General features: G+C 66.3%; 27 protein-coding genes and 2 pseudogenes. 20 read left to right on the top strand and 9 right to left on the bottom strand.

Annotation, left to right across the window (positions count from 1 at the left end):
• The 17 genes from ACFE7D_RS08110 to ACFE7D_RS08030 form a co-directional block, all read left to right on the top strand.
• A partial coding sequence (locus tag ACFE7D_RS08110) for a glycosyltransferase (protein WP_375394919.1) occupies positions 1-729 on the top strand: 729 nt, incomplete at its 5' end.
• Positions 726-2,171 (top strand): hopanoid biosynthesis associated radical SAM protein HpnJ, encoded by a 1,446-nt coding sequence (gene hpnJ, locus ACFE7D_RS08105; protein ID WP_375394918.1) that lies wholly within the window; start codon positions 726-728, stop codon positions 2,169-2,171. The genes ACFE7D_RS08110 and hpnJ, both read left to right, overlap by 4 nt.
• 39 nt (positions 2,172-2,210) lie before the next feature.
• On the top strand, positions 2,211-2,573 hold the full coding sequence (locus tag ACFE7D_RS08100) for a DMT family protein (RefSeq protein ID WP_375394917.1): 363 nt from the start codon (positions 2,211-2,213) through the stop codon (positions 2,571-2,573).
• Positions 2,570-3,379: a hopanoid biosynthesis-associated protein HpnK gene (hpnK, locus tag ACFE7D_RS08095; RefSeq protein WP_375394916.1), complete on the top strand. Its 810-nt coding sequence runs from the start codon at positions 2,570-2,572 to the stop codon at positions 3,377-3,379. The genes ACFE7D_RS08100 and hpnK overlap by 4 nt, the downstream gene beginning before the upstream one ends.
• Positions 3,380-3,446: 67 nt before the next feature.
• A complete protein-coding gene (locus ACFE7D_RS08090; RefSeq protein ID WP_375394922.1) occupies positions 3,447-4,292 on the top strand; it encodes a ferritin-like domain-containing protein in 846 nt (281 codons plus the stop codon).
• Positions 4,253-5,272 carry a lysylphosphatidylglycerol synthase domain-containing protein gene (locus ACFE7D_RS08085; protein ID WP_375394921.1) on the top strand — a complete coding sequence of 340 codons (1,020 nt, stop codon included), beginning with the start codon at positions 4,253-4,255 and terminating at the stop codon, positions 5,270-5,272. Before ACFE7D_RS08090 ends, ACFE7D_RS08085 begins: the two co-directional genes overlap by 40 nt.
• 55 nt (positions 5,273-5,327) lie before the next feature.
• Positions 5,328-6,854 carry an acyl-CoA carboxylase subunit beta gene (locus ACFE7D_RS08080; protein WP_375394915.1) on the top strand — a complete coding sequence of 509 codons (1,527 nt, stop codon included), beginning with the start codon at positions 5,328-5,330 and terminating at the stop codon, positions 6,852-6,854.
• A gap of 44 nt (positions 6,855-6,898) precedes the next feature.
• On the top strand, positions 6,899-7,186 hold the full coding sequence (locus ACFE7D_RS08075; RefSeq protein ID WP_375394914.1) for a hypothetical protein: 288 nt from the start codon (positions 6,899-6,901) through the stop codon (positions 7,184-7,186).
• The gene (locus tag ACFE7D_RS08070; protein WP_375394913.1) at positions 7,183-7,395 is read left to right on the top strand and encodes a hypothetical protein; all 213 of its coding nucleotides are present in this window, start codon (positions 7,183-7,185) and stop codon (positions 7,393-7,395) included. The genes ACFE7D_RS08075 and ACFE7D_RS08070 overlap by 4 nt, the downstream gene beginning before the upstream one ends.
• Complete coding sequence (mce, locus tag ACFE7D_RS08065) at positions 7,392-7,820, top strand: methylmalonyl-CoA epimerase (RefSeq protein WP_375394912.1); 429 nt, start codon at positions 7,392-7,394, stop codon at positions 7,818-7,820. Before ACFE7D_RS08070 ends, mce begins: the two co-directional genes overlap by 4 nt.
• Positions 7,821-7,868: 48 nt before the next feature.
• On the top strand, positions 7,869-8,654 hold the full coding sequence (locus ACFE7D_RS08060) for an enoyl-CoA hydratase-related protein (RefSeq protein WP_375394911.1): 786 nt from the start codon (positions 7,869-7,871) through the stop codon (positions 8,652-8,654).
• Between the two features lie 76 nt (positions 8,655-8,730).
• The gene (gene scpA / locus ACFE7D_RS08055; protein WP_375394910.1) at positions 8,731-11,088 is read left to right on the top strand and encodes a methylmalonyl-CoA mutase; all 2,358 of its coding nucleotides are present in this window, start codon (positions 8,731-8,733) and stop codon (positions 11,086-11,088) included.
• Positions 11,089-11,100: 12 nt separating this feature from the next.
• Positions 11,101-11,463 carry a lysozyme inhibitor LprI family protein gene (locus ACFE7D_RS08050; RefSeq protein ID WP_375394909.1) on the top strand — a complete coding sequence of 121 codons (363 nt, stop codon included), beginning with the start codon at positions 11,101-11,103 and terminating at the stop codon, positions 11,461-11,463.
• A 113-nt stretch (positions 11,464-11,576) separates the two neighbouring features.
• Positions 11,577-12,569 carry a biotin synthase BioB gene (gene bioB, locus ACFE7D_RS08045; RefSeq protein WP_375394908.1) on the top strand — a complete coding sequence of 331 codons (993 nt, stop codon included), beginning with the start codon at positions 11,577-11,579 and terminating at the stop codon, positions 12,567-12,569.
• Positions 12,569-12,802: a DUF4160 domain-containing protein gene (locus ACFE7D_RS08040; RefSeq protein WP_375394907.1), complete on the top strand. Its 234-nt coding sequence runs from the start codon at positions 12,569-12,571 to the stop codon at positions 12,800-12,802. Before bioB ends, ACFE7D_RS08040 begins: the two co-directional genes overlap by 1 nt.
• 4 nt (positions 12,803-12,806) lie before the next feature.
• On the top strand, positions 12,807-13,049 hold the full coding sequence (locus ACFE7D_RS08035) for a DUF2442 domain-containing protein (protein ID WP_375394906.1): 243 nt from the start codon (positions 12,807-12,809) through the stop codon (positions 13,047-13,049).
• Positions 13,050-13,413: 364 nt separating this feature from the next.
• On the top strand, positions 13,414-15,534 hold the full coding sequence (locus ACFE7D_RS08030; protein WP_375394905.1) for a biotin carboxylase N-terminal domain-containing protein: 2,121 nt from the start codon (positions 13,414-13,416) through the stop codon (positions 15,532-15,534).
• Here ACFE7D_RS08030 and ACFE7D_RS08025 read toward each other — a convergent pair.
• The 5 genes from ACFE7D_RS08025 to ACFE7D_RS08005 all read right to left on the bottom strand — a co-directional run bounded on the left by ACFE7D_RS08025 (position 15,510) and on the right by ACFE7D_RS08005 (position 20,908).
• Positions 15,510-16,121, bottom strand: a complete 612-nt coding sequence (locus tag ACFE7D_RS08025) for a nucleotidyltransferase family protein (protein WP_375394904.1) — start codon at positions 16,119-16,121, stop codon at positions 15,510-15,512. The two genes, ACFE7D_RS08030 and ACFE7D_RS08025, sit on opposite strands and share 25 nt — an antisense overlap.
• A complete protein-coding gene (locus ACFE7D_RS08020; RefSeq protein ID WP_375394903.1) occupies positions 16,108-17,031 on the bottom strand; it encodes an XdhC family protein in 924 nt (307 codons plus the stop codon). Before ACFE7D_RS08020 ends, ACFE7D_RS08025 begins: the two co-directional genes overlap by 14 nt.
• Positions 17,032-17,160: 129 nt before the next feature.
• Entirely contained in the window at positions 17,161-19,404 is a 2,244-nt protein-coding gene (locus ACFE7D_RS08015) for a xanthine dehydrogenase family protein molybdopterin-binding subunit (RefSeq protein WP_375394902.1), read from the bottom strand.
• 2 nt (positions 19,405-19,406) lie between these two features.
• Positions 19,407-20,390, bottom strand: a complete 984-nt coding sequence (locus ACFE7D_RS08010) for an FAD binding domain-containing protein (RefSeq protein ID WP_375394901.1) — start codon at positions 20,388-20,390, stop codon at positions 19,407-19,409.
• Positions 20,387-20,908: a 2Fe-2S iron-sulfur cluster-binding protein gene (locus ACFE7D_RS08005; RefSeq protein WP_375394900.1), complete on the bottom strand. Its 522-nt coding sequence runs from the start codon at positions 20,906-20,908 to the stop codon at positions 20,387-20,389. Before ACFE7D_RS08005 ends, ACFE7D_RS08010 begins: the two co-directional genes overlap by 4 nt.
• An 82-nt stretch (positions 20,909-20,990) precedes the next feature.
• On the opposite strand from ACFE7D_RS08005, the gene ACFE7D_RS08000 reads away from it, so the two are divergent.
• Together ACFE7D_RS08000 and ACFE7D_RS07995 are read left to right on the top strand one after the other, a co-directional pair.
• Positions 20,991-22,034, top strand: a complete 1,044-nt coding sequence (locus ACFE7D_RS08000; RefSeq protein WP_375394920.1) for a glycerophosphodiester phosphodiesterase — start codon at positions 20,991-20,993, stop codon at positions 22,032-22,034.
• Positions 22,031-22,291 (top strand): hypothetical protein, encoded by a 261-nt coding sequence (locus tag ACFE7D_RS07995; RefSeq protein WP_375394899.1) that lies wholly within the window; start codon positions 22,031-22,033, stop codon positions 22,289-22,291. Before ACFE7D_RS08000 ends, ACFE7D_RS07995 begins: the two co-directional genes overlap by 4 nt.
• Before the next feature lie 45 nt (positions 22,292-22,336).
• Here ACFE7D_RS07995 and ACFE7D_RS07990 read toward each other — a convergent pair.
• Positions 22,337-22,600, bottom strand: a pseudogene (locus ACFE7D_RS07990) (DUF2459 domain-containing protein); the annotation flags it as partial.
• Here ACFE7D_RS07990 and phhA point away from each other — a divergent pair.
• Positions 22,529-23,395: a phenylalanine 4-monooxygenase gene (gene phhA / locus ACFE7D_RS07985; RefSeq protein ID WP_375394898.1), complete on the top strand. Its 867-nt coding sequence runs from the start codon at positions 22,529-22,531 to the stop codon at positions 23,393-23,395. The pseudogene ACFE7D_RS07990 and the gene phhA overlap by 72 nt on opposite strands.
• Before the next feature lies 1 nt (position 23,396).
• Here phhA and ACFE7D_RS07980 read toward each other — a convergent pair whose 3' ends face one another.
• The 3 genes and pseudogenes from ACFE7D_RS07980 to ACFE7D_RS07970 all read right to left on the bottom strand — a co-directional run.
• Complete coding sequence (locus tag ACFE7D_RS07980; RefSeq protein ID WP_375394897.1) at positions 23,397-24,356, bottom strand: 50S ribosomal protein L11 methyltransferase; 960 nt, start codon at positions 24,354-24,356, stop codon at positions 23,397-23,399.
• The gene (locus ACFE7D_RS07975) at positions 24,346-25,041 is read right to left on the bottom strand and encodes an SDR family NAD(P)-dependent oxidoreductase (RefSeq protein ID WP_375394896.1); all 696 of its coding nucleotides are present in this window, start codon (positions 25,039-25,041) and stop codon (positions 24,346-24,348) included. Before ACFE7D_RS07975 ends, ACFE7D_RS07980 begins: the two co-directional genes overlap by 11 nt.
• A 34-nt stretch (positions 25,042-25,075) precedes the next feature.
• Positions 25,076-25,299 (bottom strand): annotated as a pseudogene (locus ACFE7D_RS07970) (chemotaxis protein); the annotation flags it as partial.

Below are 25,299 nucleotides of genomic sequence, written 5' to 3'. Positions count from 1 at the left end.
ATGGCGGTTCCGCGCGATTATCTGGCGCGGGTCCTCGCCGCGCTCGACGCGCCCGGCGTCGGCGCGGGGACCTGCCTCTACCGCGGGCGCGGTGATGCCGGGTTCTGGTCGCGGTTTGCGGCGGCGGGTCCGAGCTGGCAGTTTCTCGCCGCGCTCGCGGTCGGCATCGGGGGCAAGTTCGCCACGCCGTGCATGGGTTCGACGATCGCGCTGCGCCGAGAGACGCTGGCCGCGATCGGCGGGTTCGCGGTCTTCGCCGATATCCTCGCCGACGATCACGCGATCGGCCAGGCGATCGGGGCGCAAGGCCTGGCGATCGCGGTACCGCCGCTCCTCCTCGCCCATGCCCATGACGACTCGAGCTTCGGCGCGGTTTGGCGACACGAATTGCGCTGGGCCGCAACCGTGCGCGGGGTCGCGCCTGCGGGCTATGCCGGATCGATCGTCGCCTATCCGGTGCCGCTCGCGATCCTCGCTGTGCTGGTCCATCCCGCGATCGGCCTCTGGGTCGCGCTCGGCGCGCTTCTCGCGAGGTTCGCCTTCGCTCACGCCGTCGATACCCGCGGGGGCGAAAGACCGCTGTCCTGTCTATGGCTCCCAGCCCGCGATATCCTCTCGTTTGCCGTGTTCCTCGCCAGCTTCTTCGCACGATCGGTTGATTGGCGCGGCGCAAGTCTTAGAATGGCGTCAAACGGCACGATCGTCGCCGGCCCGGAGAATTCCCAATGAAGAAAACCCTGTTCCTGCAGGCACCCTCGTTCGACGGCTATGACGGCGGTGCCGGCGCACGCTACCAGATGAAGCGCGAGGTGAAGTCCTTCTGGTATCCGACCTGGCTCGCGCAGCCCGCGGCGATGGTAGAGGGATCGCGCCTGATCGACGCCCCCGCGCACGACCAGAGCTGGGACGACATCGCGCACGAGGTGGACGGCAAGGAACTTGTGATCCTCCACACCTCGACCCCCAGCTTCGGGCAGGACGTCCGCACCGCCGCGCTGATCAAGGCGCGCAACCCGCACGCGCTGGTCGGCTTCGTCGGCGCGAAGGTCGCGATCGAACCCGACCAGAGCCTCGCCGCCAGCCGCGACATCGATTTCGTGGCGCGCGAGGAATATGATTTCACGATCCTGGAGATCGCGGAAGGCAAGCCGCTCGCGATCGTCGATGGCATCACCTGGCGCGCGCCGGACGGCAGCTTCATCCGCAACAGGGACCGCGCGATCATCGAGGACATGGATCTCCTCCCGATGGTCTCCCCGGTCTACAAGCGCGATCTGAAGATCGAGAATTACTTCGGCGGCTATCTGCGCCATCCCTATGTGAGCTTCTACACCGGGCGCGGGTGCAAGAGCCGCTGCACCTTTTGTCTATGGCCGCAGACGATCAGCGGCCACAACTACCGCTTCCGCTCGGTCCCGAAGGTGATCGAGGAAGTGCAGTACATTTTGCGCGAAATTCCCGAGACCAAGGAGATCTTCTTCGACGACGATACACTGACCGACAATCACGACCGGGTGATGGACCTGGCGCGTGCGCTCGGCGAACTCGGCTTCGGCAAGCCGGGCTTCAGGGTCTCGTGGAGCTGCAACGCGAAGGCCAATGTGCCGCGCCGGGTACTCGAGGTGCTGAAGGAAAACGGCCTTCGCCTGCTGCTCGTCGGCTATGAGAGCGGCAACCAGCAGATATTGCACAACATCAAGAAGGGCCTGCGCATCGATGTCGCGAAGCAGTTCACGAAGGACTGCCACGATCTCGGCATCGTGATCCACGGCACCTTCATTCTCGGCCTGCCCGGCGAGACGCTGGAGACGATCGAAGAGACGATCAACTACGCCAAGGAGATCAACCCGCACACCATCCAGGTGTCGCTGGCGGCGCCTTACCCGGGCACGTTCCTCTACAAGCAGGCGACCGAAAATGGCTGGTTCGACAACACCAACGAGTTGCTGACCGACGGCGGGACGCAGATTGCGCAGCTGAGCTATCCGCATCTCCACGCATCGGTGATCTTCGACAAGGTGGAGGAATTCTACAAACGTTTCTACTTCCGCCCGCGCAAGATCGGGTCGATCGTGGGCGAGATGGTCCGCGACTTCGACATGATGAAGCGACGGTTGCGCGAGGGGGTCGAGTTCTTCAGCTTCCTGCACAATCGGAAGAAGGCGGCGTAGGCGGAACGCTCTCGTTCGCGGGGGCGTTCTCAAAACGTGATGCTGGGACTTCCCCTCCGCCTGGTCCCGATCCTGCTGCTGATCGGCTCCAACCTGTTCATGACGACGGCCTGGTACGGCCATCTGCGCTTCAAGGAGCAGCCCTTGTGGCTCGTCGTGATGGTCAGCTGGGGGATCGCGTTCTTCGAATATTGGCTCGCGGTGCCGGCCAACCGGATCGGTAGCGCCGTCTATTCGGCCGCGCAGTTGAAAGCCATACAGGAGGTCATCACGCTGACGATCTTCGCCGGCTTTTCGGTGCTGTATCTCGGCCAGCGGATCACCTGGAACCATGCGATCGGCTTCGCGCTGATCGCGGCGGGCGCGTTCTTCGTCTTCCGGTCGGGAACCGCGGCAGGGTGAGGGGGCTGATCGTCACGGCCGACGATTTCGGTGCGTCGATTGCGGTCAACGAGGCGGTCGAGCAGGCGCATCGTGAAGGCATGTTGACCGCCGCCAGCCTGATGGTCGCGGGCGATGCCGCGGCGGACGCTTTAACGCGGGCGAAGGCGATGCGGTCGCTGGGGGTAGGTCTTCACCTCGTCCTCGTCGAAGGCAAGTCCGTACTGCCGCCCGACCAAATCCCGGCACTCGTCGACGACGCAGGCCGTTTCCGCACCGACATGGCCAAGTCGGCGCTCCGCATGTTCGTCGATCCTCGCGCCCGCGCGCAACTCGCCGCGGAGGTCGAAGCGCAGTTCGCCGCGTTCGCCGCGACCGGTCTGCCGCTCGATCATGTCAACGCGCACAAGCATTTCCACCTCCATCCGACGATAGCATCCACCGTCCTGAAGATCGGCGGACGCTACGGCATGACCGCGATCCGTGCGCCGCTGGAGCGGGGCAATCACGGGATCGAGGCGTGGTGGGCGCGGGTGCTCCAGCGACGGATGCGGCGGGCGGGGATGCTGGTGCCCGACCAAGTGATCGGCCTTGCCTGGACCGGTGCGTTCGACACCCAGCGGATGCGTCGCGCGATCGGGGACTTGCCGCCGGGGCTCACCGAAATCTATACCCATCCGGCAACCGCCGACACCTATTCCGGCAGTGCCCCCGGCTATCGTTACCGCGACGAACTGGCGGCGCTGCTCGATCCGGAGGTCAGGGCGCTCATCGACCGCAACGGGATTTCCAATGGCCACTTCACTTACCACCAGACGCCATCCTGATCTCGAGCCGCTGGCGGTCTCTCCCGTCGGCTTCGAAGCGCCGCCCGCGCCGGGGGCGAGGATCCGGATGGGGTCGCCCGAGCATAAGCGCCTGTTGTCACGGATGATGCTCGACAGCCACGACGCCTATCGCCCCGCGCTGATCCACTGGCCCGTACTCGAGCCGGAGACGCGCGACCGGATCGTATCGCTGCCGATCTGGGACATTGCGGTGCAGACCGAGGGGCGCGCGTCGATGAACGTGAAGACGTTCAACGAGCAGATCGACGATCCCCTGCTGCACGAGGCGATCGGGATGAACGCCTATGAGGAGCGCCGTCACAAGATCGTCCTCGCCGACATGGTGCAGGCGTACGGAATCGAGCTGGAACCCGAACCCGCCTATATCCGCCCGCGCGATCCGGAATTCGCGTTCATGCGCACCGGTTATTCGGAATGCATCGACAGTTTCTTCGGCTTCGGCCTGTTCAAGCTGGCGAAGGACACCGGCTTCTTTCCCGACGAACTGATCGACACGTTCGAGCCGGTGATGCGCGAGGAGGGGCGGCACATCCTGTTCTTCGTCAACTGGGTCGCATGGTGGCGTGCCACGATGCCATTGTGGCGCCGGCCGTATTTCGAGGCGAAGGTGCTGCTCGTCTGGGCGTTCCTGATCGGCGAGCGGATCAGCATGGCCAAGGGCATGGGCAAGGACAACACCAAGGCTCAGGAGAACAACTTCACGCTGAACGGGTCGAAGGATCTGGGTGTCGAGGTCACGTTTCCCGAACTCGCCGCGATCTGCCTGGCGGAGAATGACCGGCGGCTTGCGCCCTATGATCCGCGGCTGATCCGCCCGAAATTCGTGCCGGCGATGATTCGGCTCGCGCTGAAATTCGTCGCCAGGCCGAAACCGGCGGGAGCGGGGATCTGAGTCGTTTCGCCCGCACCGGCATCCTGCTGGCGACGATCACGGGTCTTGCGCTGGCGATCTGGGCGATCGGCGCGACCGGGCTTGGCGCGATCGTCACGGTCGCGCGGCGGCTGGGGATCGCCGGTTTCGTCTTATACTGCGGTTATTCGCTTGGCGTCTTCGTCGTGCTGGGGGCGGCGTGGTGGGCGGCGGCACCGGGCGAACGGGCAGGGCGAATCGGGCTGTTCACCTGGGCGCGGCTGATCCGCGAGGCGGCGTCCGACCTGCTGCCCTTCTCGCAGATCGGCGGGATCGTCGTCGCGACGCGAATGCTGGGCGATGCCGGTGTGCCGCGACCGCGCGTCTACGCCTCGATGATCGCGGACATGACGACCGAGATGGCCAGCCAGGTCGTGTTCTCGCTGTTTGGGGTGGCGCTGGTTGTGTCGTTGTTGCTCGACGGCGGTGCCGCGGTGTCGCTGCGGATCCCGCTGGCGATCGGGACTGCGATCATGGTCGCGCTGATGATCGCGTTCGCCGCGGCGCAACGCTGGGTCCTGCCGCTCGCCGGGCGAATCGCGCAGCGCGTCGTGCCGGGGTCCGACGCCGTGACGCGCGAGGTCACCGTCGCGTTGAACGCCACCTACGATCGGCATGCGCGAATCGTGCTGGCGTTCGTCCTGAATCTGCTGGGCTGGGTCGGCAGTGCGGCGGGCGCGTGGGTCGTGCTGCGGCTGATGCAGGTGCCGGTATCGATCTGGATCGCGCTTTCGATCGAAAGCGTGATCTTCCTTTTGCGGAGCGCCGCCTTCGCAGTGCCCGGCGGGATCGGCGTGCAGGAGGCGGGCTATGCGCTTGTCGCGCCGCTGTTCGGCCTGCCGCCCGAGTCGGCACTGGCGCTGGCGCTGGCCAAGCGCGCGCGCGATCTGGCGATCGGTATTCCGACCTTGCTGCTGTGGCAGGCGACCGAGACGCGCGCGGTCGCACTGGGCGCGCGCTGAGCGGCAGGCTTGCAATTGCCTCGTGCCTCCGGAATGGAGCGGGCGAGGAGAGACCATGTCGTCCACCATCGAGGAACTCGAACGCCGCCGAGAGGCTGCCCGCATGGGTGGCGGCGAGAAGCGGATCGCTGCGCAACACGCCAAGGGCAAGCTGACTGCACGCGAACGGCTCGACGTGCTGCTCGACGAAGGGTCGTTCGAGGAACTGGACATGTTCGTCGAGCACAACTGCGTCGATTTCGGGATGACGGCGCAGGTCTATCCGGGCGACGGCGTCGTGACCGGGTCGGGCACGATCAACGGGCGGCTGGTGTTCGTGTTCAGCCAGGATTTCACCGTCTTCGGCGGATCGCTGTCGGAACGGCACGCGCAGAAGATCTGCAAGGTCATGGACATGGCACTGAAGGTCGGCGCGCCGGTCATCGGCCTGAATGACTCGGGCGGCGCGCGTATCCAGGAGGGCGTGGCATCGCTCGGCGGCTATGCCGAGGTCTTCCAGCGCAACGTGCTCGCGTCGGGCGTGGTGCCGCAGCTGTCGCTCATCATGGGGCCGTGTGCCGGGGGTGCGGTGTACTCGCCGGCGATGACGGACTTCATCTTCATGGTGAAGGACTCGTCGTACATGTTCGTCACCGGGCCGGACGTCGTGAAGACGGTGACCAACGAGGTCGTCTCGCAGGAGGCGCTTGGCGGTGCGGTCACGCATACGACGAAGACCAGCGTGGCGGACAACGCGTTCGAGAACGACATCGAGGCGCTGCTCGCGGCGCGCGACTTCATCGATTTCCTGCCGTCGTCGAACCGGGAGGGCGTGCCCGAGCGCCCGACCGCTGATGCCTGGGACCGGATCGAGGAGAGCCTCGACACGCTGATCCCGGCGAACGCGAACCAGCCCTACGACATGCACGAGCTGATCCGGAAGGTGGTCGACGAGGGCGATTTCTTCGAGACGCAGCCCGCGCACGCCGCCAACATCATCACCGGCTTCGGGCGGATCGAGGGGCGGACCGTCGGCTTCGTCGCCAACCAGCCGATGGTGCTGGCGGGGGTGCTCGACATCAACTCGTCCAAGAAGGCGGCGCGGTTCGTGCGCTTCTGCGACGCGTTCGACGTGCCGATCGTGACCTTCGTCGACGTGCCCGGTTTCCTGCCCGGCACCGCCCAGGAACATAACGGCATCATCAAGCATGGCGCGAAGCTGCTGTTCGCCTATGCCGAGGCGACCGTGCCCAAGATCACCGTTATCACGCGCAAGGCCTATGGCGGCGCGTACGACGTGATGGCGTCCAAGCACTTGCGCGGCGACTTGAACTACGCCTGGCCGACCGCCGAGATCGCGGTGATGGGCGCGAAGGGCGCGGTCGAGATCATCTTCCGCGGCAAGACGGCGGAAGAGATCGCCGAGCGCACAGCCGAGTACGAGGCGCGCTTCGCCAACCCGTTCGTCGCGGCGAGGAAGGGCTTCATCGACGAGGTGATCCAGCCGCACTCCACCCGGCGGCGCATCGCGCTGGGGTTGCGCAAGCTGCGCGGGAAGCTACTCGAGAACCCGTGGAAGAAGCACGACAACATTCCATTGTGAGGATTGCGGCTATACATTATAAGGTGATGTGAAGGAGCAGCGTCATGCAGACCGAGCGTGTGACTTTCCTCACCACTCCCGATCACAAGGCGGCGCTCGATGCGTTCGCCGCAGGCAGCGGCATGTCGATGGGGCATGTCGTTCGCGAGGCGACATCGCATTATATCGCGGATGGCGAGGCGGATCAGAAGGAAGCCCTGGTTCTTCTGACACGCGAGATCGAAGCTGCCGTACCAAAGATGCGGGCCGACCTGCGTGAGGCGATTGCGGCGATCGACCGCGCCAACCGCGTCGTGGACGATGTACTTGCCGGTGAGCCCAAGCGTTCGTGAGCACGGTAGGTGACGCGCTCAAGGCGCTCAAAACCGTCCTCCTGATGCAGGATGACATTCGAGCGTTGAACGAAAAGGCGCAGGCGCAAGGTGATCGCGTCGCTCGGCTGGCAGAGGCCCATGCCGATTTGCGCGATCGCGTATCCAGGCTGGAAGGAGTGATCGAAGGTGCGGCGATGGCCTCGCGGCAGCGCAGGATCGAGGAATGACGCCGCCGGTCGCTTTGGGTCGCCTCAACCACATTGGGGTCGCGACGCCGTCGATCCGGCGATCGGTAGAGACGTATCGCACCCTGCTCGGCGCGACCGCGATCGGCGAACCGTTCGATCTTCCAGCGCAGGGCGTGCGCGTGTGTTTCGTCGATGCGCCCAACACCCAGATCGAATTGATCGAGCCCTGTGACGCCGCGTCTCCGATCGCGGGGTTCCTGAAAAAGAACCCCGCTGGCGGGCAGCACCACGTTTGCTTCGAAGTGCCCGATATCGACGTCGCGGTAGCCGATCTGACCGCAAAGGGCGCGACGGTGCTTGGCAAACCGCGGATCGGGGCGCACGGGACGCCGATCGTGTTTGTCCACCCGCGCGACACGGGCGGGATGTTGGTGGAGTTGATGGAGACGCCGAAGGCGCATTAGGACATATCGGGCGCACCGCGACGCGCGAACAATCCCGAGGAGAGACAGGTGCCCGATTATCGGCATATTCTGAGCGAACGGCGCGGCGACGTGCTGGTGCTGACGCTCAACCGGCCCGACCGGCTGAACGCCGCGCCGCCGGCGATGTTCGACGAACTGCGCGGCGCGATGGCCGATCTGTCCGGCGCGCGCGCGGTGCTGGTGACGGGGACGGGGCGCGGCTTTTGTTCGGGCGCGGATGTCGGCGGCGGGGCGCTCGCCAGCGACGATCCCGGCAAGATGACGTTCGAGGCACTGACGAAGAGCTATAATCCGACGATCGTCGCCGTCGCTGCGTTGCCGGTGCCGATGGTCAGCGCGGTGCGGGGGCCGGCGGCGGGGATCGGGTGCAGCCTCGCACTCGCGGCCGATTTCTGCGTGGCCGGCGAGACGGGATATTTTCTGCAGGCGTTCGTCAATATCGGGCTCGTCCCCGATGGCGGGGCGTCGTGGATGCTGCCGCGCCTCATCGGGCGGGCGCGTGCTACGGAGATGATGCTGCTGGGGGACAAGGTTCCTGCGGCGAAGGCGTTCGATTGGGGAATGATCCATAAAGTCGTCGCGGACGACGCGCTGGATGCCGAGGCGTTCGCGCTGGCGACTCGGCTGGCGGCCGGGCCGACGATGGCGTTGGGGCTGATGCGCCGCGGGCTCGCCGAGGCGCTCGAGAGCGATTATGCGGGTGCGATGCTGCGTGAGGCTGAGAACCAGCGCACGGCGCGGGGCTCTGCGGACTCGGCCGAAGGGGGACAAGCGTTTTTGGAGAAGCGCAAACCGGTGTTCATCGGGGCATGACGAACGATTATACGACGTCCCTTTCCCGGCGGGGGAAAGATGGCGAGTCGGCCACGCTCCCAGGGAGAAAGGAACTGTGACCGATCCCGTCATCGAGACTAACACCGGCGAGGATGCGGGTGCCGCACCTCCCGTACCCCGGCAGCCGGAACCGTCTTCAAACCCGACCCTCGCCAAGTGGGCCGCCGCCGCCGCGCGCGAGGTGAAGGGCGAGGACCTGACCTGGCACACGCCCGAAGGTATCGCCGTCAAGCCGCTCTACACCGCGGAGGACGTGCGCGAGGACCCGGGCCTGCCCGGCTTCGCTCCCTTCACCCGCGGCGTACGCGCGTCGATGTACGCCGGACGGCCATGGACGATCCGCCAATATGCGGGCTTCTCGACCGCGGAGGCATCCAACGCGTTCTACCGCCGCAACCTCGCCGCCGGGCAGAAAGGGCTGTCGGTCGCCTTCGATCTCGCGACGCATCGCGGCTACGACAGCGACCATCCGCGCGTGACCGGCGACGTCGGCAAGGCGGGCGTCGCGATCGACAGCGTCGAGGACATGAAGATCCTGTTCGACGGCATCCCGCTCGACCAGATGTCGGTCAGCATGACGATGAACGGCGCCGTGATCCCGATCCTGGCCTTCTTCATCGTCGCCGGCGAGGAACAGGGCGTGCCGCGCGCCAGGCTCGACGGAACGATCCAGAACGACATCCTCAAGGAGTTCATGGTCCGCAACACGTACATCTACCCGCCCGAGCCCTCGATGCGGATCATCTCGGACATCTTCGGCTATACGTCGCGGGAGATGCCGAAGTTCAACAGCATCTCGATCAGCGGCTATCACATGCAGGAGGCGGGGGCGACGCAGCTCCACGAGCTCGCCTTCACCATCGCCGACGGCATGGAATATGTGAAGTACGGCGTTGCGTCTGGGCTCGACATCGACAGGTTCGCCGGGCGCCTCTCGTTCTTCTTCGCGATCGGCATGAACTTCTTCATGGAAATCGCCAAGCTGCGCGCCGCGCGGGTGCTGTGGCACCGCGCGATGACGGAATTGGGCGCGAAGGACGAGCGCTCCAGGATGCTGCGCACCCACTGCCAGACGTCGGGCGTGAGCCTGACGGAACAGGACCCTTACAACAACGTCATGCGCACCACGATCGAGGCGATGGCGGCGATGCTGGGCGGAACGCAATCGCTGCACACCAACGCGCTGGACGAGGCGATCGCGCTGCCGACCGACTTCTCCGCCCGTATCGCGCGCAACACGCAGATCGTGATCCAGGAAGAGACGGGGATGACGAAGGTCGTCGATCCGCTTGGCGGCAGCTATTACGTCGAGAGCCTGACGCAAAGCCTGATCGACGGCGCGTGGGAACTGATCGAGCGCATCCAGGCGGAGGGCGGCATGGCCAAGGCGGTCGCCGCCGGCTGGCCCAAGGCGATGATCGAGGAAGCCGCCGCCGCCCGCGCCGCGCGCGTCGACCGCGGCGAGGACGTGATCGTCGGCGTCAACAAATACCGCAAGGAGGACGAGGACCCGATCGAGATCCTGGACGTCGACAATGTCGCGGTGCGTGAGGCGCAGGTGGCGCGGATCGAACGCGTCAAGGCGATGCGCGACGAGGCTGCGTGTCGCGCGGCGCTGGATGCCTTGCGGGAGGGCGCGCGCCACGCAAATCCTCCCCCGAAGGGGGAGGGGGACCATGCGCAGCATGGTGGAGGGGGTTCGCCACAAGCGGTATCGCCCGAGGAGCCCCCCCTCCGTCAGCCTGCGGCTGCCACCTCCCCGTCCCGGGGAGGATTTGAGCACAACCTCCTCGCCCTCGCGGTCACCGCCGCCCGCGCCCGTGCGACGCTGGGTGAGATATCGTCCGCGATGGAGGACGTGTTCGGCCGCTACGGCACCAGTCCTACGCCGGTCAGCGGCATCTACGGCGGCGCGTACGACGGCGATGCGGCCTGGGCGCGGCTGGAAGAGGGCGTTGCCTCCACCGAGCGCCGGTTTGGCCGTCGCCCGCGGATGCTCGTCGCCAAGATGGGGCAGGACGGCCATGACCGGGGAGCCAACCTGGTAAGCAGCATGTTCGGCGATCTTGGCTTCGAGATCGTCCCCGGCCCACTGTTCCAGACCCCGTCGGAAGCGGCGGCGCTGGCGCTGGAGAAGGACGTCGACATCGTCGGCGCGTCCAGCCTCGCGGCCGGGCACAAGACGCTGATTCCCGAGCTGATCGGTCACCTGCGCGAGGCGGGGCGGATGGACATCAAGGTGATCGCGGGCGGCGTGATCCCGGCGCAGGACTATCAAGCATTGCGCGATGCCGGCGTCCAGGCGATCTTCGGCCCGGGCACCAACCTCATCAAGGCCGCGGAGGAGGTGCTGCGCCTGCTCGGCCACAACATGCCGCCCGCCCAGGACGGCCGGGCCGAAGCGGCGGAATAGGAGACCATGACCATGATCCTTGCCCTTTTGTTGGCCGCCGCCGCGCCTGCGCGATCGCAGATGGAGCTGTCCGTCCAGGCCGGTACCGACTATCGTGCCGCCGACGCCGCGATGAACGTCCAGTATCGCGCGACGATGGCGCATATGAAGCAGATGGGCGGCCTGAACGCCCCCGACGCGCAAGTAGGACCGAGCTATCGGTCGGCGCTCCTCGCCAGTCAGCGGGCTTGGCTTGGGTATCGTGACGCCGAGTGCGCGGTGGAGGGCTACGAGTTCCGCGGCGGTACGGCGGAGGGCATGGCGGGAAGTCAGTGCCTCGCCCGTCTGACTCGCGCGCGCACCGCGCAGCTGCGCCAGATGGCGGTGACGAAATGACCGATATCACCTGTCATCCCCGCGAAAGCGGGGACCCATCTCCTGCCGTGTCGCACGCGGTCAACGGTCGCGATCGACCGGAGGGCGAGAGCTGGGTCCCCGCTTTCGCGGGGATGACGGTCAGGCAGGACTGGACCCGGCCGGAGATCGCCGCGCTGTTCGACCTGCCGTTCACCGAGCTCGTGTTCCGCGCAGCCGAAGTCCACCGCGCGCACCATGCCGCAGGCGAGGTGCAGCTTTGCACCTTGCTGTCGATCAAGACCGGCGGCTGCCCGGAGGACTGCGGCTATTGCTCGCAGTCCGCGTCGGCCGAGACGGGGTTGAAGGCGGACAAGCTGATGGACGTCGGTGCCGTGCTCGCGAGTGCCGCCGAGGCGAAGGCCGCGGGGTCGCAGCGTTTCTGCATGGGCGCGGCGTGGCGCAGCCCGAAGGACCGCGACATCCCCCGCGTCGCGCAGATGATCGCCGGCGTGAAGGCGATGGGGCTGGAGACGTGCATGACGCTCGGCATGCTGTCGCAGGCGCAGGCGCAGGCGCTCGCCGACGCCGGGCTCGATTACTATAACCACAATATCGACACCGCGCCCGAGAATTACGCCAATATCGTCTCGACGCGCACCTTCGACGACCGGCTGGAGACGTTGTCCAATGTCCGCGACGCAGGCGTGGCGGTGTGCTGCGGCGGCATCGTCGGCATGGGCGAGACACGCGCCCACCGCGTCGGCTTCGTCCACGCGCTGGCGACGCTGCCGCGCCATCCCGAGAGCGTGACGGTCAACGCGCTGGTGCCGATCCGCGGCACCCCGATTGGCGACATGCTCGCCGACACGCCGCTGGCGAAGATCGACGACATCGAGTTCGTCCGCACCGTCGCCGCCGCGCGGATCACGATGCCGCGCAGCATGGTGCGGCTGAGCGCCGGGCGCGAGTCGATGAGCGAAGCGACGCAGGCGCTGTGTTTCCTGGCAGGGGCGAACTCGATCTTCACGGGCGACAAGCTGCTGACGACGGGGAACGCGGGCGGCGGTGCGGACGCGACGCTGTTCGCGAAGCTGGGGCTGAGGCCGATGGCGGGCGAGGAGCCGATGCGGGTGGCTGCGGCATAATGCCGACGGTGCTACGGATCGGCGCGTTCCGCTTCTACTTCTACAGCCACGAACCGAACGAACCGCCGCACGTCCACATCGATCGTAGCGAGGCGACGATCAAGGTCTGGCTCGACACCCTGGGGGTCGCAAAAAGCCGCGGGTTCCGCGCGCATGAAATCGGTGGCATTGTGGCGATGGTCGAAGAACAGCGAACGGCATTCCTGGAGGCGTGGCATGAATATTTCGGCTAGGATAATGGACGAGCGCGTGCTCGACGTGCGCTTCGACGATGCAAGCCTGATCGTCGATCTGATGGACGGACGCACGATTGCCGCGCCGCTCGCGTGGTATCCGCGCTTGCTACGCGCCACGACGGCGGAACGGGCCGCGTGGGAAAAGGCGGGCTCGGGTTACGGCATCCACTGGGCGGCAATCGACGAGGACCTGAGCGTCGAGGGCCTGCTGCGCGGTGCGCCGTCACCAAGGGCGGCGAAATGAGCCGGTGCCCAATTGGAAGTACAATGTTATTATTGTTGTCGGGTTGTAAACAAGAGGCACTTAAACAAGACGATAGAATTTGTCAGCCAGCAATTCAATTTCCATTAAAATCGGACGATTACGCAGTACCGGCCTGTACTCAGACGTATGCTTATCAGCTTGCCAATGCTTTGGGATCGGCAGATCAGATTGCCGATTCAGTTGTATTCGCATGTGACAATTCGATCGATAGATTCTTAAAGGCCCAGAAAACCGGAGCACAAGACTACACTGGGTTTCGAGGGTTAATCCATAAGCTTGCGACGTTAAACGTACTTCAGGCTCGAGCGGGCCACTGCGATATTCCTGCCCGTTGGAAAGACAGATGAATCTCACCAAAATCCTCGTCGCCAATCGCGGCGAAATCGCGTGTCGGGTGATGCGTACCGCCAAGCGGATGGGGATCGCTACCGTTGCGGTCTACTCCGACGCCGATGCGCGGTCCCCACATGTGCTGATGGCGGACGAGTCCGTGCGCCTCGGGCCAGCGCCGGCGGCGGAGAGTTACCTCAAGGCGGACCTCATCCTTGTCGCGGCCAAGCAGAAGGGCGCGGATTGCGTTCACCCCGGCTACGGGTTCCTCTCCGAGCGCGAGAGTTTTGCGCGCGCGTGCGCCGAGGCGGGCATCGCGTTCGTCGGCCCGCCGCCGAACGCCATCGCCGCGATGGGGGACAAGATCGAGTCGAAGAAACTCGCCAAGGCGGCGGGGGTGAACGTCGTGCCCGGCTTCCTGGGCGAGATCGCGGATACCGACGAGGCGGTCAGGATCGCGGGCGACATCGGCTATCCGGTGATGATGAAGGCGTCCGCCGGCGGCGGCGGCAAGGGGATGCGGCTGGCGTATAGCGAGCAGGACGTGCGCGAGGGGTTCGAGGCGACCAAGCGCGAGGGGCTGGCGAGCTTCGGCGACGACCGCGTGTTCATCGAGAAGTTCATCGAAAGCCCGCGCCATATCGAGATCCAGGTGCTGGGCGACCAGCATGGGAACATCGTCTATCTCGGCGAGCGCGAATGTTCGATCCAGCGGCGGCACCAGAAGGTCGTCGAGGAAGCGCCGTCACCCCTCGTCACGCCCGCGATGCGCGCGCGGATGGGCGAACAGGCGGTCGCGCTGGCGCGGGCGGTGGGGTATTATTCGGCGGGCACGGTCGAGCTGATCGTGTCGGGTGCGGATACCACGGGGGAGGGATTCTACTTCCTCGAAATGAACACCCGGCTGCAGGTCGAACATCCGGTGACCGAGGCGATCACAGGCCTCGACCTGGTCGAACAGATGATCCGTGTCGCGGCCGGAGAGCCGCTGGCGTTCGCGCAGGAGGATGTCCGGCTCGACGGCTGGGCGATCGAGAACCGGGTCTATGCGGAAGACCCGTATCGCGGGTTCCTGCCGAGCACCGGGCGGTTGGCGCGGTATGCGCCGCCGGAGAGTGTGGGGACGCTCTATACTTCCCCCCTCGCGCATGCGGGAGGGGCCGGGGGTGGGCGCACCCTTTCGGCAAGCGGCGTCCTGGACGAGAGCGACTGCCCACCCCCCAGCCCCCTCCCGCTTGCGGGAGGGGGAGCAGGTCAGGCATATACCCGCATCGACGACGGCGTTCGTGACGGCGGCGAGGTCAGCATGTTCTACGACCCGATGATTGCCAAGCTCGTCACCTGGGCCCCGACACGCGAAGCGGCGATCGATCGGCAGATCGCCGCACTGGACGCGTTCGTCATCGACGGGGTCGGCAACAACATCGATTTCCTGTCGGCGCTGATGCAGCATCCGCGGTTCCGGTCGGGTAACATCACGACGGGGTTCATCGCGGAGGAATATCCGGACGGCTTCCACGGTGCGCCCGCGTCGGCGGAGCTGCTCAGGACGCTCGCCGCGATCGCCGCCTTCGCTGCCACCGCCGAGGCCGATCGCGCGCGGCGGACCAACGGTCAGCTGGGCGGAAGGCTCCGGCCGCCGGCGGAATGGGTGGTGACGATCGGCAAGGTGGACCATGCGGTTACCGTTTCTACCGACGATATCCTGGTCGGCGGCGACGATCTCGGCCTGTCGTTGAACTATAAGCCCGGCGACCGGATCGTGACAGCGGAGGGCGCGGTGCCGCTGACGGTACAGCTGTCGCGCACCCGGTCGGGCTTCACCCTGACGACCCGCGGTGCAAGCCACAAGGCACGCGTGCTTCCGGCGCATGCGGCACCTTATGCCCGGAACATGATCGAGAAGATCCCCCCCGATCTATCGCGCTTTCTGCTCGCGCCGATGCCGGGGCTGCTCGTGCGGCTGGACGTGGCAGTCGGCGACAAGGTCGAGGCGGGGCAGCCGCTGGCGGTCGTGGAGGCGATGAAGATGGAGAACATCCTGCGCAGCCAGAAGTCCGCAACGGTGAAAGCGATCGCGGCGCGGCATGGCGACAGCCTGGCGGTGGATCAGGTCATCCTGGAGCTGGAGTAGACGCCCCCTTCGGCCAGGTGTCGCAACGCCGCCAGATCCTCGCGCGTGTCGATGTCGATCAATTCCGCGGGCGACGCCAGGACATGCCGCCCGGCACGCAGCAGATCGCGCGCGCCCGAATCGCCCTCCAGCGTCAGGAGGACGTCGAACCGCTCGCGACCGAAGAGTGCCGGCGGCTTGGGCACGACGCCGTCGCTCGATGCGATGACGGCATCGTCGCCGTCCGCGGCGTCGAATAGCCGAAACACATGCGCGGCGGTGACGCGCGGCATATCCGCGAGCGCGATCAATACCGCCGCCGCGTCCAGCGCCCGTGCCTGCTCGACCCCCAGCCTGACGGAGCGCGCCATACCCTGGTCGGGATCGTCGTTCGCGACGAGGTCGAAGCCATGCGCGCCGTAATCCAGCGCGGTCTGCCCGACCACCGCGATCCGTCGCCGGAACGGCAGGTCCTCCAGTGCGACCGCGACATGCAGGCCAAGGGGGCGACCCAGGAACGGCTCGGCCAGCTTGCCGCCGATATCACCGAATCGCGCCCCGCGCCCCGCCGCAAGCAGGATCAGGACGGTGTCCTCAACCGCGATCATGGAACGCGCCGATCATCGCCGCGGCGATCGACAAAGCGATTTCGGACGGGCCGATCGCGCCGATGTCTATCCCGGCCGGCGCGTCTATGACATCAATCCGCTCGTCCGCGACGCCCGCTTCCGCCAGCCGAACGCGGCGCGCAGCGTGGCTTTTCCGGCTACCGAGCGCACCGACATACGCGGCGTCGGAGGCGAGCGCGGCGATCAGTGCGGGATCGTCGATCTTGGTATCGTGGCTCAGCGTCACCACCGCGGTCGCCGGGCCAGGGCGGTACGCGGCCACCGCCTCGTCGGGCCAGCGATCATCGAGCACCGTGCCGGGGAAACGTTCCGCGGTCAGAAAGCGTGCGCGGGGATCGATGACCACCGTCTCGATCCCCAATTCGCGCGCCAGCCCGGCGAGCGCCTGCGCGATCTGCACCGCGCCCACGATCAGCAGCCGCCGCGGCGGGTCGTAGCGGTTGGCGAAAACCTCACCGGTTTCGACGGGCCGCGAATCCGAATGGCCGCTCGTCAGGTCGGTCGTGACGGTCAATGCCTTGCCCTGATCGCGCGCGTCCGCGATTCGGTCGAACAATTCGGGATCGAAGCCCTCGCCGGAAACCGGCTGCACCATGACCGCGATCTCGCCGCCGCAAGGCAGACCGACCTCCCAGGCCGCTGCATCCGCGACGCCGTATCGCTTCACCTGGAACGGTGCGCCGGCGATGACGTCGGCCGCGGTTGCAAGGATATCGCTTTCGACGCAGCCGCCCGATACCGATCCCTCGAACCGGCCATCGCCGTGGACGATCATGTGGCTGCCCTTAGGACGCGGCGCGGATCCCCAGGTGGAGACGACCGTGGCGATCGCCATCGGTTCGCCCTTCCAGGCGCGGGCGGCAGTGAGGACGGTATCGTTTTCGGCCATGGTGTTCCTCAGAGCCATTCGCCAAAATACCCGGTCATACATCTCCTCCGGCTCGGGGCGGGGGAGACGAAGGAGAACGGGGGCGGTTATACCGGCCTATTCGTTTCCCCACCCGTCGGAAGGCAGGAGTTACATCGCTGGCAGGCCCGCCAATATCTTGTCCAGCGTCAACGGGAAATCCCGCACCCGGACGCCGCAGGCGTTGTAGACCGCGTTCGCGATCGCCGCACCAGCGCCGGAGATCCCCAGTTCGCCGATGCCTTTGGCATGGATCGGGTTGGCGTGAATGTCGCGCTCCTCCACGAAAATCACCTCGATCTGCGGAACATCGGCGTTCACCGGTACGTGATATTCGGCGAGGTCGCGGTTCACCAGCTTCCCGGTGCGGCCGTCATGGATCAGATCCTCGGTCAGCGCGGCACCGATCCCGAAGGTCATGCCGCCCACGCACTGCGACCGTGCGGTCTTTTCGTTCAGGATGCGTCCGGCCGCGAATACCCCGAGCATTCGGCGCACGCGGACTTCCCCCGTCACCGCGTTCACGCCGACCTCCGCGAAATGCGCGCCGTAAGACGCCTGGCTGGTCTCATCCTCCTGCTTGCCGGGTTCGATCTTGCCCGTCACCGACAGTCCGTCGCCCACCAGGTCACCGATCGGCGTCGACCGGTTATCCGCGATGACCAGCCCGTCCTTGAACGTCACCGCCGCCGGATCGACATCGAGTTTCTCCGCGATCTTCTCGCGCAGCGTAACACACGCCAGATATACCGCGGAACCGGATGACGCCGCGCCCCAGGACCCACCCGACCCCTGCGCGGGGGCGAGCGCGCTGTCGCCCAGCTTCGCGGTGATCCGATCGACCGGCAGGCCGAGCATCTCCGCCGCGACCTGGGTCAGGATGGTGAAGCTGCCGGTGCCGATGTCGGTCATCGACGTTTCGATGGTGGCATGGCCGCTCCGATCGACCGACACCTTCGCGGCCGACGCCATCAGCATGTTGCCGCGCGCTGCCGCCGCCATGCCGATCCCGACCATCCATTCGCCCTCGCGCCGCTCACCCACGGGCTTTCGCTCGCGCCACCCGAACGCATCGGCACCGGTGTCGAGGCAGGTCGCGAAATGACGCGACGAAAAGGGTATCTGCTTTTCGGGGTCGCAGGCAGGATCGTTGCGTTTGCGCAGTTCGATCGGGTCAATCCCCGTCAGCTCCGCGAGTTCGTCCATCGCGCATTCCAGCGCCAGCATCCCGACCGCTTCGCCCGGCGCACGCATCGATCCCGATACGGTCAGGTTCAGCCGCACAAGGTCGTGCGTGATCCGTCTGTTCGCACCGGCGTACAGGAAATGCGTCGCCATGCCGGCGGGCTCGTACATCCGCTGTCCCTCGATGTTGGTCGCGATCGTCTCATGGCCAATCGCGGTCAGGTGACCGTTCGAGTCCGCGCCAAGCCGGACATGCTGCACGGTATTGGATCGCCGCACCGTCGCCTCGAACACCGTCTGGCGCGCCATAACGACCTTGACCGGCCGCGCCAGCTGCTTCGCCGCCACGGCCGCCGCGATCGCCTCCGGACCGATGCCAAGCTTCGATCCGAACCCGCCGCCGACATAGCGCGCGATGATCCGCACATGCTTTTGCGGCACACCAAGCGCCTTCGACAATTGCACGACGTTCGACGGCAGCATCTGGTAGGAGCCGTGAAGCGTCAGGATGCCGTCCCTGCTCCATGCGGCGATACTGGCATGCGGCTCCATCGCGCTGCTGTTCTGGCTGGGCGTGGTGTAGGTCACGTCGACGGTGAACGCCGCCGCTGCCATCGCTCCGTCGATATCGCCCTGCTCGGAATAGGCGGGCAGGTTGTAATCCTCGGGCCGCGTCGCCTCGTGCCGGTGCGCGTCGAAATCATACGCCCCATCGGCATGCTCGTAGCGGACGACCAGCCGCTGCGCCGCATCGCGCGCGACCTCGAACGCCTCCGCGACGACCAGCGCGATCGGTTCGCCCATATAGGCGATGTCCTGGACGCCCTGCGGCGGTGCCTCCTTGTCGCCGCCCATTTGCGGACCGACCGCGAAGGTCTTGAAATCGGTCACGACGTGCAACACGCCGGGGATCGACGCGACGCTGTCCACATCGACCGACAGGATCCTGCCTGCACCCACGGTCGCCCGGACGAGGACCCCGTGCGCGAGGTTTTCGACCGCATATTCCGCAGCATAGGGTGCCGAACCCGTTACCTTCAACGGACCATCTACCCGGTCGATCGGCCGTCCGATCACGCCCTGAACGCCGGTGTCCAGCGCACATTCCGGATAGGGCTTGTCCATCACCAGCGCATTGGTGTCGCTCGTTCCCAGGATCGCATCCAACATGGTCAGTTTCCCGTCAGGTCGCGCAGGCAGGCGATGAGCGTGCGCCTGGCGAGCGGTATCTTGAAATCATTCGCGCCAAAGCCCCTGGCATCGGCGAGGAGCGCATCGGCGGCGGCCTCGAAGACCGCGGTGGTCGGTTCGTTGCCGACCAATGCCGCCTCCGCCGCCGCATCGCGCCATGGCATCGGCGCGAGGCCGCCGAACGCCAGCGCCGCGGTCGCGATGCGGCCATCCGCCATGGTCACGATGCCGGCGACCGACACCAGGGCAAAGGCATAGGACGCCCGGTCGCGGACCTTGCGGTAGATATGCCGCGCGCCGACGACCGGGGCGGGCAGTTCGACGTGGGTGATGAGTTCGCCCGGTTCCAGCACCGTCTCGATCTCGGGCGTCCCGCCGGGCAAGCGGTAGAAATCGCCGAGCGCGATCCGGCGCTTGTCGCCATCCGGCTTCAGCGTCACGAGCGTGGCATCCAGCGCGCGCATCGCCACCGCCATGTCGCTCGGATGCGTCGCGATGCAATGCTCGCTGGTGCCCAGGACCGCGAGGATCCGGTTGAACCCGCCGATCGCCGAACAGCCGCTCCCCGGCTCGCGCTTGTTGCAAGGCGTGGCGGTGTCGCAGAAATAATAGCAGCGGGTGCGCTGGAGCAGATTGCCCCCCGTCGTCGCCTTGTTGCGCAACTGTCCCGAGGCACCGGCGAGCAGCGCGCGCGCGAGGACCTCGTACCCGTCGATCACGCGGTCGTCGGCGGCGAGATCACTGTTCGGCACCATGGCGCCGATCGTCAGGCCGCCATCGGCGGTGCGCTCGATCTCGCCGAGCGGCAGGCGGCTGATATCGACCAGCTTCGCCGGGGTCTCGACCTGAAGCTTCATCAGATCCAGCAGGTTGGTGCCGCCGGCGATGAACTTCGCCGAAGCGCCGTCGATGTCACGCACCGCATTCTCGGGTGTCATGGCGCGCTCGTAGATGAAGGTCTTCATGCGTCCACCTTCTCGGGGGTCGCGGCGTTCTGCGCTGCGACTTCGCGGATGGCGTCGACGATATTGGGGTAGGCCGCGCAGCGGCAGACGTTGCCGCTCATCCGTTCGGAAATCTCGTCATCGTCCAGCGTAACGCTGCCGAGATTGGCGGAGACATGGCTTGCCCAGCCCTTGTCGATTTCGTCCAGCATCCCGACCGCGGAGCAGATCTGCCCCGGGGTGCAATAGCCGCATTGATAGCCGTCATGCCGCACGAACGCCGCCTGCAACGGGTGCAGGGCGCCGACCTGGCCGATGCCCTCGATCGTCGTGATGGCATCGTCCTGATGCATCACCGCCAGCGAGAGGCAACTGTTGACCCGACGCCCGTTGATCAGGACCGTGCACGCGCCGCACTGGCCATGATCGCAGCCCTTCTTGCTGCCCGTCAGGCCGAGATGTTCGCGCAGCAGATCCAGCACGCTGGTGCGGATATCCGGCTCGATGTCATAGGATTGACCATTGATCGTGAAATACATGCCCGGACCCCTCTCGCGTCGATCGGGGTAACGCCTTCAAAGGATATCGGCTCCGTTGCGAATCAGTCTCATCTTGCCGCTGATGCTGGCGTCCGCCGCCGGCATCGCCCAGAACGCGCCGATGCCGCATGCGCAACCTTCGCTGTCTTCGCCGATCGTGATCGCACACCGCGGTGCCAGCGGCTTCCGCCCGGAACACACGCTGGCGGGCTATGAACTGGCGATCGATCAGGGCGCGAACGTGATCGAGCCCGACCTGGTGCCGACCAGGGACGATATCCTCGTCGCCCGCCACGAGAACGAGATTTCGGGAACGACCGACGTGGCGGACCATCCGGAATTCGCCACGCGGCGGACGACGAAGACGATCGACGGGCAAACCGGGACGGGCTGGTTCACCGAGGATTTCACGCTCGCCGAACTGAAGACGCTGCGGGCGAAGGAACGGCTGCCCGAGGTCCGTCCCGCGAACGCGACCTATGACGGCCGGTTCGAGATCCCGACGCTCGCGGAAATCATCGCGCTCGCCAGGCGCCGTCATGTCGCGATCTATCCAGAAACGAAACATCCGACCTATTTCGCGAAGATCGGGCATCCGACCGACCTTCTGCTGGTCGATCAGCTCAAGGTGGCGGGCTGGGACTCGCCCGAAGCGCCGGTGTTCCTGCAATCGTTCGAGGTCGCGAACCTCAAGCGTATCCACCGGCTGACGAAGGTCCGCTTGATCCAGCTGATGGCGGGGGCGGGGGCCCCGGCGGATGGTGCGCAACCCAGCTACGCCGCGATGACCACGCCCGCCGGCCTGCGCGAGGTCGCGACCTATGCCTGGGGGATCGGCCCCGACAAGGCGCAGCTTTGGGACCGCGACGATCCGACCAGGCCGTCCGCGCTCGTCGCCGACGCGCATGCCGCGGGGCTCCGCGTCCATCCCTGGACGTTCCGTGCGGAGAACATGTTCCTGCCAGCGCGCTTCCGCCACGGCGACGATCCGACCGCCCACGGCGATGTCGCGGCGGAAATCGATGCCGGGCTTCGCCAAGGGATCGATGGCTTCTTCACGGACTTCCCGGTAATCGGGGTCGAGACGCGCGATGCCTATGTCGCCGAGAGAACCAGAGCCCGATGAACCGATCCGCCGCCTTGCTTCTGGCCCTGTCGCTCACCGGATGCGTCAGCACCGTCACGACGGTCGCGACCGCACCGTTCAAGGTCGCCGGCAAGGCGATCGACGTGGCGACGACCAGCCCGTCCGAGCGGGATCGCAATTACGCCCACAAGATGCGCAAGGAACATGAACGCGAGGAGCGCGACCGCAAGGCGCTTGCCAGACGCTGCCGTCAGCATCCCGACCAGACGGATTGCGGCGCGGCGCGCGGCGACTGACGTTCGGCCGGAACAACCCAGCTCCGTTACCGGAAAGTGCGTCCACCACCCGATCCGGATGCCTGCGGTGCGCAGCGCATCTTCTGTCCAGCCACCGCAATCGCGCACCGCATCGTAGCGTCCCCGCGCCCGGTAGAAGACATCGTAACTGCCAGTGCCGGCGTCGCCAAAAGGCGAACGGCGGCGATCGTTGCGGCCGGCGTTCCGGTCGTCACGTCCCCATGCTATGCCCGTCCGATGAACGACGATACGCACGTCCTCGATTCTCCGCCAAGCGGTGCCGCGCCCGACTGGACGATCGACCAGCATTGGGATCGCTATACGCCGGAGGAACACGCGACCTGGGACACGCTGTTCGCGCGCCAGGCGAAGCTGCTGCCCGGGCGCGCGTCGAACGCGTATCTGCGCGGGCTCGACGTGCTGAAACTGTCGAAGCCGGGCATCCCCGATTTCGCCGAACTGAACGACCGGCTCGCGGGCCTGACGGGGTGGCAGGTCGTCGCGGTGCCCGGGCTGGTGCCGGACGACGTGTTCTTCGACCACATGGCGAACCGCCGCTTCGTCGCCGGCAATTTCATCCGTCGCCCCGATCAGCTCGACTACATCCAGGAACCCGACGTCTTCCACGACGTGTTCGGGCATGTGCCGATGCTCGCGGACCCCGTGTTCGCGGATTACCTCGCCGCTTATGGCCGCGGCGGTCGGCGAGCGCTCGGGCTCGACGCTCTGCAATATCTCGGGCGGCTCTATTGGTACACGGTCGAGTTCGGCTTGATCGCCGAACCGGAGGGCTTGCGGATCTACGGTTCGGGAATCGTGTCGAGCTTCGCGGAAAGCCAGTTCGCGCTGGACGATCCGTCCCCGAACCGGATCGCGTTCGATTTGGCGCGGGTGATGCGGACGGAGTACCGGATCGACGATTTCCAGCAGAATTATTTCGTGATCCCGAGCTTCGACGAACTGCTGCGCCTGACGGTCGAGACCGACTTCGCGCCCCTGTACGAGGAACTGAAGGCGCTGCCGGGCATCGCGGTCGCGACGATCGAGGCCGACGATGTCGTGCTGACGCGCGGTACGCAGGCTTATGCGGCCGCCAAGGTCTAGCCTAGAGATCCAGCGCCCATCCGTCGCGGCCCCTGGGATCTGGCGGGCTTTGCGGGGTGTAGCGTATCTCGCCTGCCGATAACCGCAGCACGCTCCAATCGCCGCGTCGGTCGATGATCTCCAGCGTGCAGCCGCAGGCTTCGAACGCCTCGACGACTTGCGCGCGCTGCGCCTCCAGCAATCCCGCCAGCACGATCGTCGCCGCCGGCCCCGCGATCGCGGCAATTTCGGGTGCCATCGATACCAGCGGCCCCGCCAGGATGTTCGCGATGATCAGATCATAAGGCGCGGCATCCAGGATCGCGTCGTCCAGCGCGCCGTCGGCGACGATCAGATCGATCCCGCCGATATCGTTCAATATGGCGTTCTCCGCGGTTACCGCGACCGCCCGCGGGTCGATGTCGGTCGCCGTCACGCGCGCTTCGGGCCACAGACAGACCGTGGCGAAGGCCAGCAAACCGGTGCCGGTGCCGATATCGATCACGCTGCCGAACCGGCGATCGGCGAGCGCGTCCAGCATCGCCAGACAGCCCGCCGTCGTCGCATGATGCCCCGTCCCGAACGCCTGCCCCGCATCGATCACGAACGCACGACCACCCGCCGGCGCGTCGGCGGGGAAGGCGGGCGTATGGACGACGAACCGCCCCTCGCGGATCGGCTCCAGTCCCGCCTGGCTCATCGTCACCCAATCCTCGTCGGGCAACGGCTCGATCACCGGCATGGTGTCCGCCGCGCTCGGCACCAGCGCACGGATGGCGGCGATCTGCGCGGTAGTCGGTTCGTATTCGCAATAGGCATCGATCCGCCAATGCTCGGTATCGTCAACTACCGTCCCGGTCGTCGTCAACGTCGGCATCGGGTCGAGGCCGGGGCCGTCGCCCCGATCGATCGCTTCGGCTTCGGCACGCGTACAGGGCAGGGTGAGCTTCCAGGAAGTCCACGTGCCTTCTCTAACGGACATACGACGCGCCGTTCACGTCGATGACCGCACCCGTCATCGATGCCGGTGCCTCGAGCGCGCAATAGCGTGCGACCGAAGCGACTTCCGCCGGATCCGCGACCTTGCCGAGAGGAATATCGGCCAGCAGCTTGTCGCCGCCGCGACTGGCGAGGTAGTCCTCCGCCATTCCCGTCATCGTGAACCCCGGGCAGATCGCGAACGCCAGGATATTATCCCGAGCATAGCCGCGGGCGATCGTCTTCGTCATCGCGACCATGCCCGCCTTGGACGCGGCATAATGCCAGTGCGCCGGCGAATCGCCGCGGTACGCTGCGCGGCTGGCGATATTGACGATGCGACCGCCCACGCCGCGTTGCTGCCAGTGGAGAACCGCGAACCGGCAAAGCGCGGCGGATGCGGTCAGGTTGACCTGCATCGTGCGATCCCAATCGGCGAGCCAGTCGCCGTCGTCCCGGTCGATCGGGTTCGCCTCGAAAATCCCGGCATTGTTGATCAGCACGTCGATCGTGCCGCCCGCCCGTTCGATCGCCGCATCCCACAAGGCGCGGGGGGCGGCGGGATCGGCGAAGTCGGCGGGGATACCGCTGACCGTGCCCTGGCCGACGACGGTGGCCCCCGCCTGCGTCAACGCGTGGAAGGTAGCGGCGCCGATGCCGCGGCTCGAGCCGGTCAGGAGGATGGTCATACCGCGCGCTGTAGCGCGGTTCGACCGCGAACTTCTAGGCCGCGACCTTCGTTACGAACTCGCTCGCCCTGCCCTGCAACTGGCCGAGGCGCGCGTCGAGCGAGTCGAAACCATTGCCGATGCGGTCGATCTCTCCTGCGACGGTTTCGGTGTCCTTGCGGATGGCGGCGACGGTGGAGGACATCGAATCGGCGGCCAGTGCGGTTTCATCGACCGCGGCGGTGATCGACGTCACGGTCTGCGCCTGTGCCTCCATCG

Source organism: uncultured Sphingomonas sp. (genome assembly GCF_964244235.1).
GTDB lineage: Bacteria > Pseudomonadota > Alphaproteobacteria > Sphingomonadales > Sphingomonadaceae > Sphingomonas.
This window is presented reverse-complemented; position numbering and strand designations above follow the sequence as displayed.

Excerpts from the sequence above, each read along its gene's own strand:
- hpnJ (WP_375394918.1), top strand. The coding sequence starts at position 726 with ATGAAGAAAACCCTGTTCCTGCAGGCACCCTCGTTCGACGGCTATGAC.
- ACFE7D_RS08100 (WP_375394917.1), top strand. The coding sequence starts at position 2,211 with ATGCTGGGACTTCCCCTCCGCCTGGTCCCGATCCTGCTGCTGATCGGC.
- ACFE7D_RS08090 (WP_375394922.1), top strand. The coding sequence starts at position 3,447 with ATGGGGTCGCCCGAGCATAAGCGCCTGTTGTCACGGATGATGCTCGAC.
- ACFE7D_RS08080 (WP_375394915.1), top strand. The coding sequence starts at position 5,328 with ATGTCGTCCACCATCGAGGAACTCGAACGCCGCCGAGAGGCTGCCCGC.
- ACFE7D_RS08075 (WP_375394914.1), top strand. The coding sequence starts at position 6,899 with ATGCAGACCGAGCGTGTGACTTTCCTCACCACTCCCGATCACAAGGCG.
- mce (WP_375394912.1), top strand. The coding sequence starts at position 7,392 with ATGACGCCGCCGGTCGCTTTGGGTCGCCTCAACCACATTGGGGTCGCG.
- ACFE7D_RS08050 (WP_375394909.1), top strand. The coding sequence starts at position 11,101 with ATGATCCTTGCCCTTTTGTTGGCCGCCGCCGCGCCTGCGCGATCGCAG.
- bioB (WP_375394908.1), top strand. The coding sequence starts at position 11,577 with ATGACGGTCAGGCAGGACTGGACCCGGCCGGAGATCGCCGCGCTGTTC.
- ACFE7D_RS08040 (WP_375394907.1), top strand. The coding sequence starts at position 12,569 with ATGCCGACGGTGCTACGGATCGGCGCGTTCCGCTTCTACTTCTACAGC.
- ACFE7D_RS08035 (WP_375394906.1), top strand. The coding sequence starts at position 12,807 with ATGGACGAGCGCGTGCTCGACGTGCGCTTCGACGATGCAAGCCTGATC.
- ACFE7D_RS08030 (WP_375394905.1), top strand. The coding sequence starts at position 13,414 with ATGAATCTCACCAAAATCCTCGTCGCCAATCGCGGCGAAATCGCGTGT.
- ACFE7D_RS08025 (WP_375394904.1), bottom strand. The coding sequence starts at position 16,121 with ATGATCGCGGTTGAGGACACCGTCCTGATCCTGCTTGCGGCGGGGCGC.
- ACFE7D_RS08020 (WP_375394903.1), bottom strand. The coding sequence starts at position 17,031 with ATGGCCGAAAACGATACCGTCCTCACTGCCGCCCGCGCCTGGAAGGGC.
- ACFE7D_RS08015 (WP_375394902.1), bottom strand. The coding sequence starts at position 19,404 with ATGTTGGATGCGATCCTGGGAACGAGCGACACCAATGCGCTGGTGATG.
- ACFE7D_RS08010 (WP_375394901.1), bottom strand. The coding sequence starts at position 20,390 with ATGAAGACCTTCATCTACGAGCGCGCCATGACACCCGAGAATGCGGTG.
- ACFE7D_RS08005 (WP_375394900.1), bottom strand. The coding sequence starts at position 20,908 with ATGTATTTCACGATCAATGGTCAATCCTATGACATCGAGCCGGATATC.
- ACFE7D_RS08000 (WP_375394920.1), top strand. The coding sequence starts at position 20,991 with ATGCTGGCGTCCGCCGCCGGCATCGCCCAGAACGCGCCGATGCCGCAT.
- ACFE7D_RS07995 (WP_375394899.1), top strand. The coding sequence starts at position 22,031 with ATGAACCGATCCGCCGCCTTGCTTCTGGCCCTGTCGCTCACCGGATGC.
- phhA (WP_375394898.1), top strand. The coding sequence starts at position 22,529 with ATGAACGACGATACGCACGTCCTCGATTCTCCGCCAAGCGGTGCCGCG.
- ACFE7D_RS07980 (WP_375394897.1), bottom strand. The coding sequence starts at position 24,356 with ATGTCCGTTAGAGAAGGCACGTGGACTTCCTGGAAGCTCACCCTGCCC.
- ACFE7D_RS07975 (WP_375394896.1), bottom strand. The coding sequence starts at position 25,041 with ATGACCATCCTCCTGACCGGCTCGAGCCGCGGCATCGGCGCCGCTACC.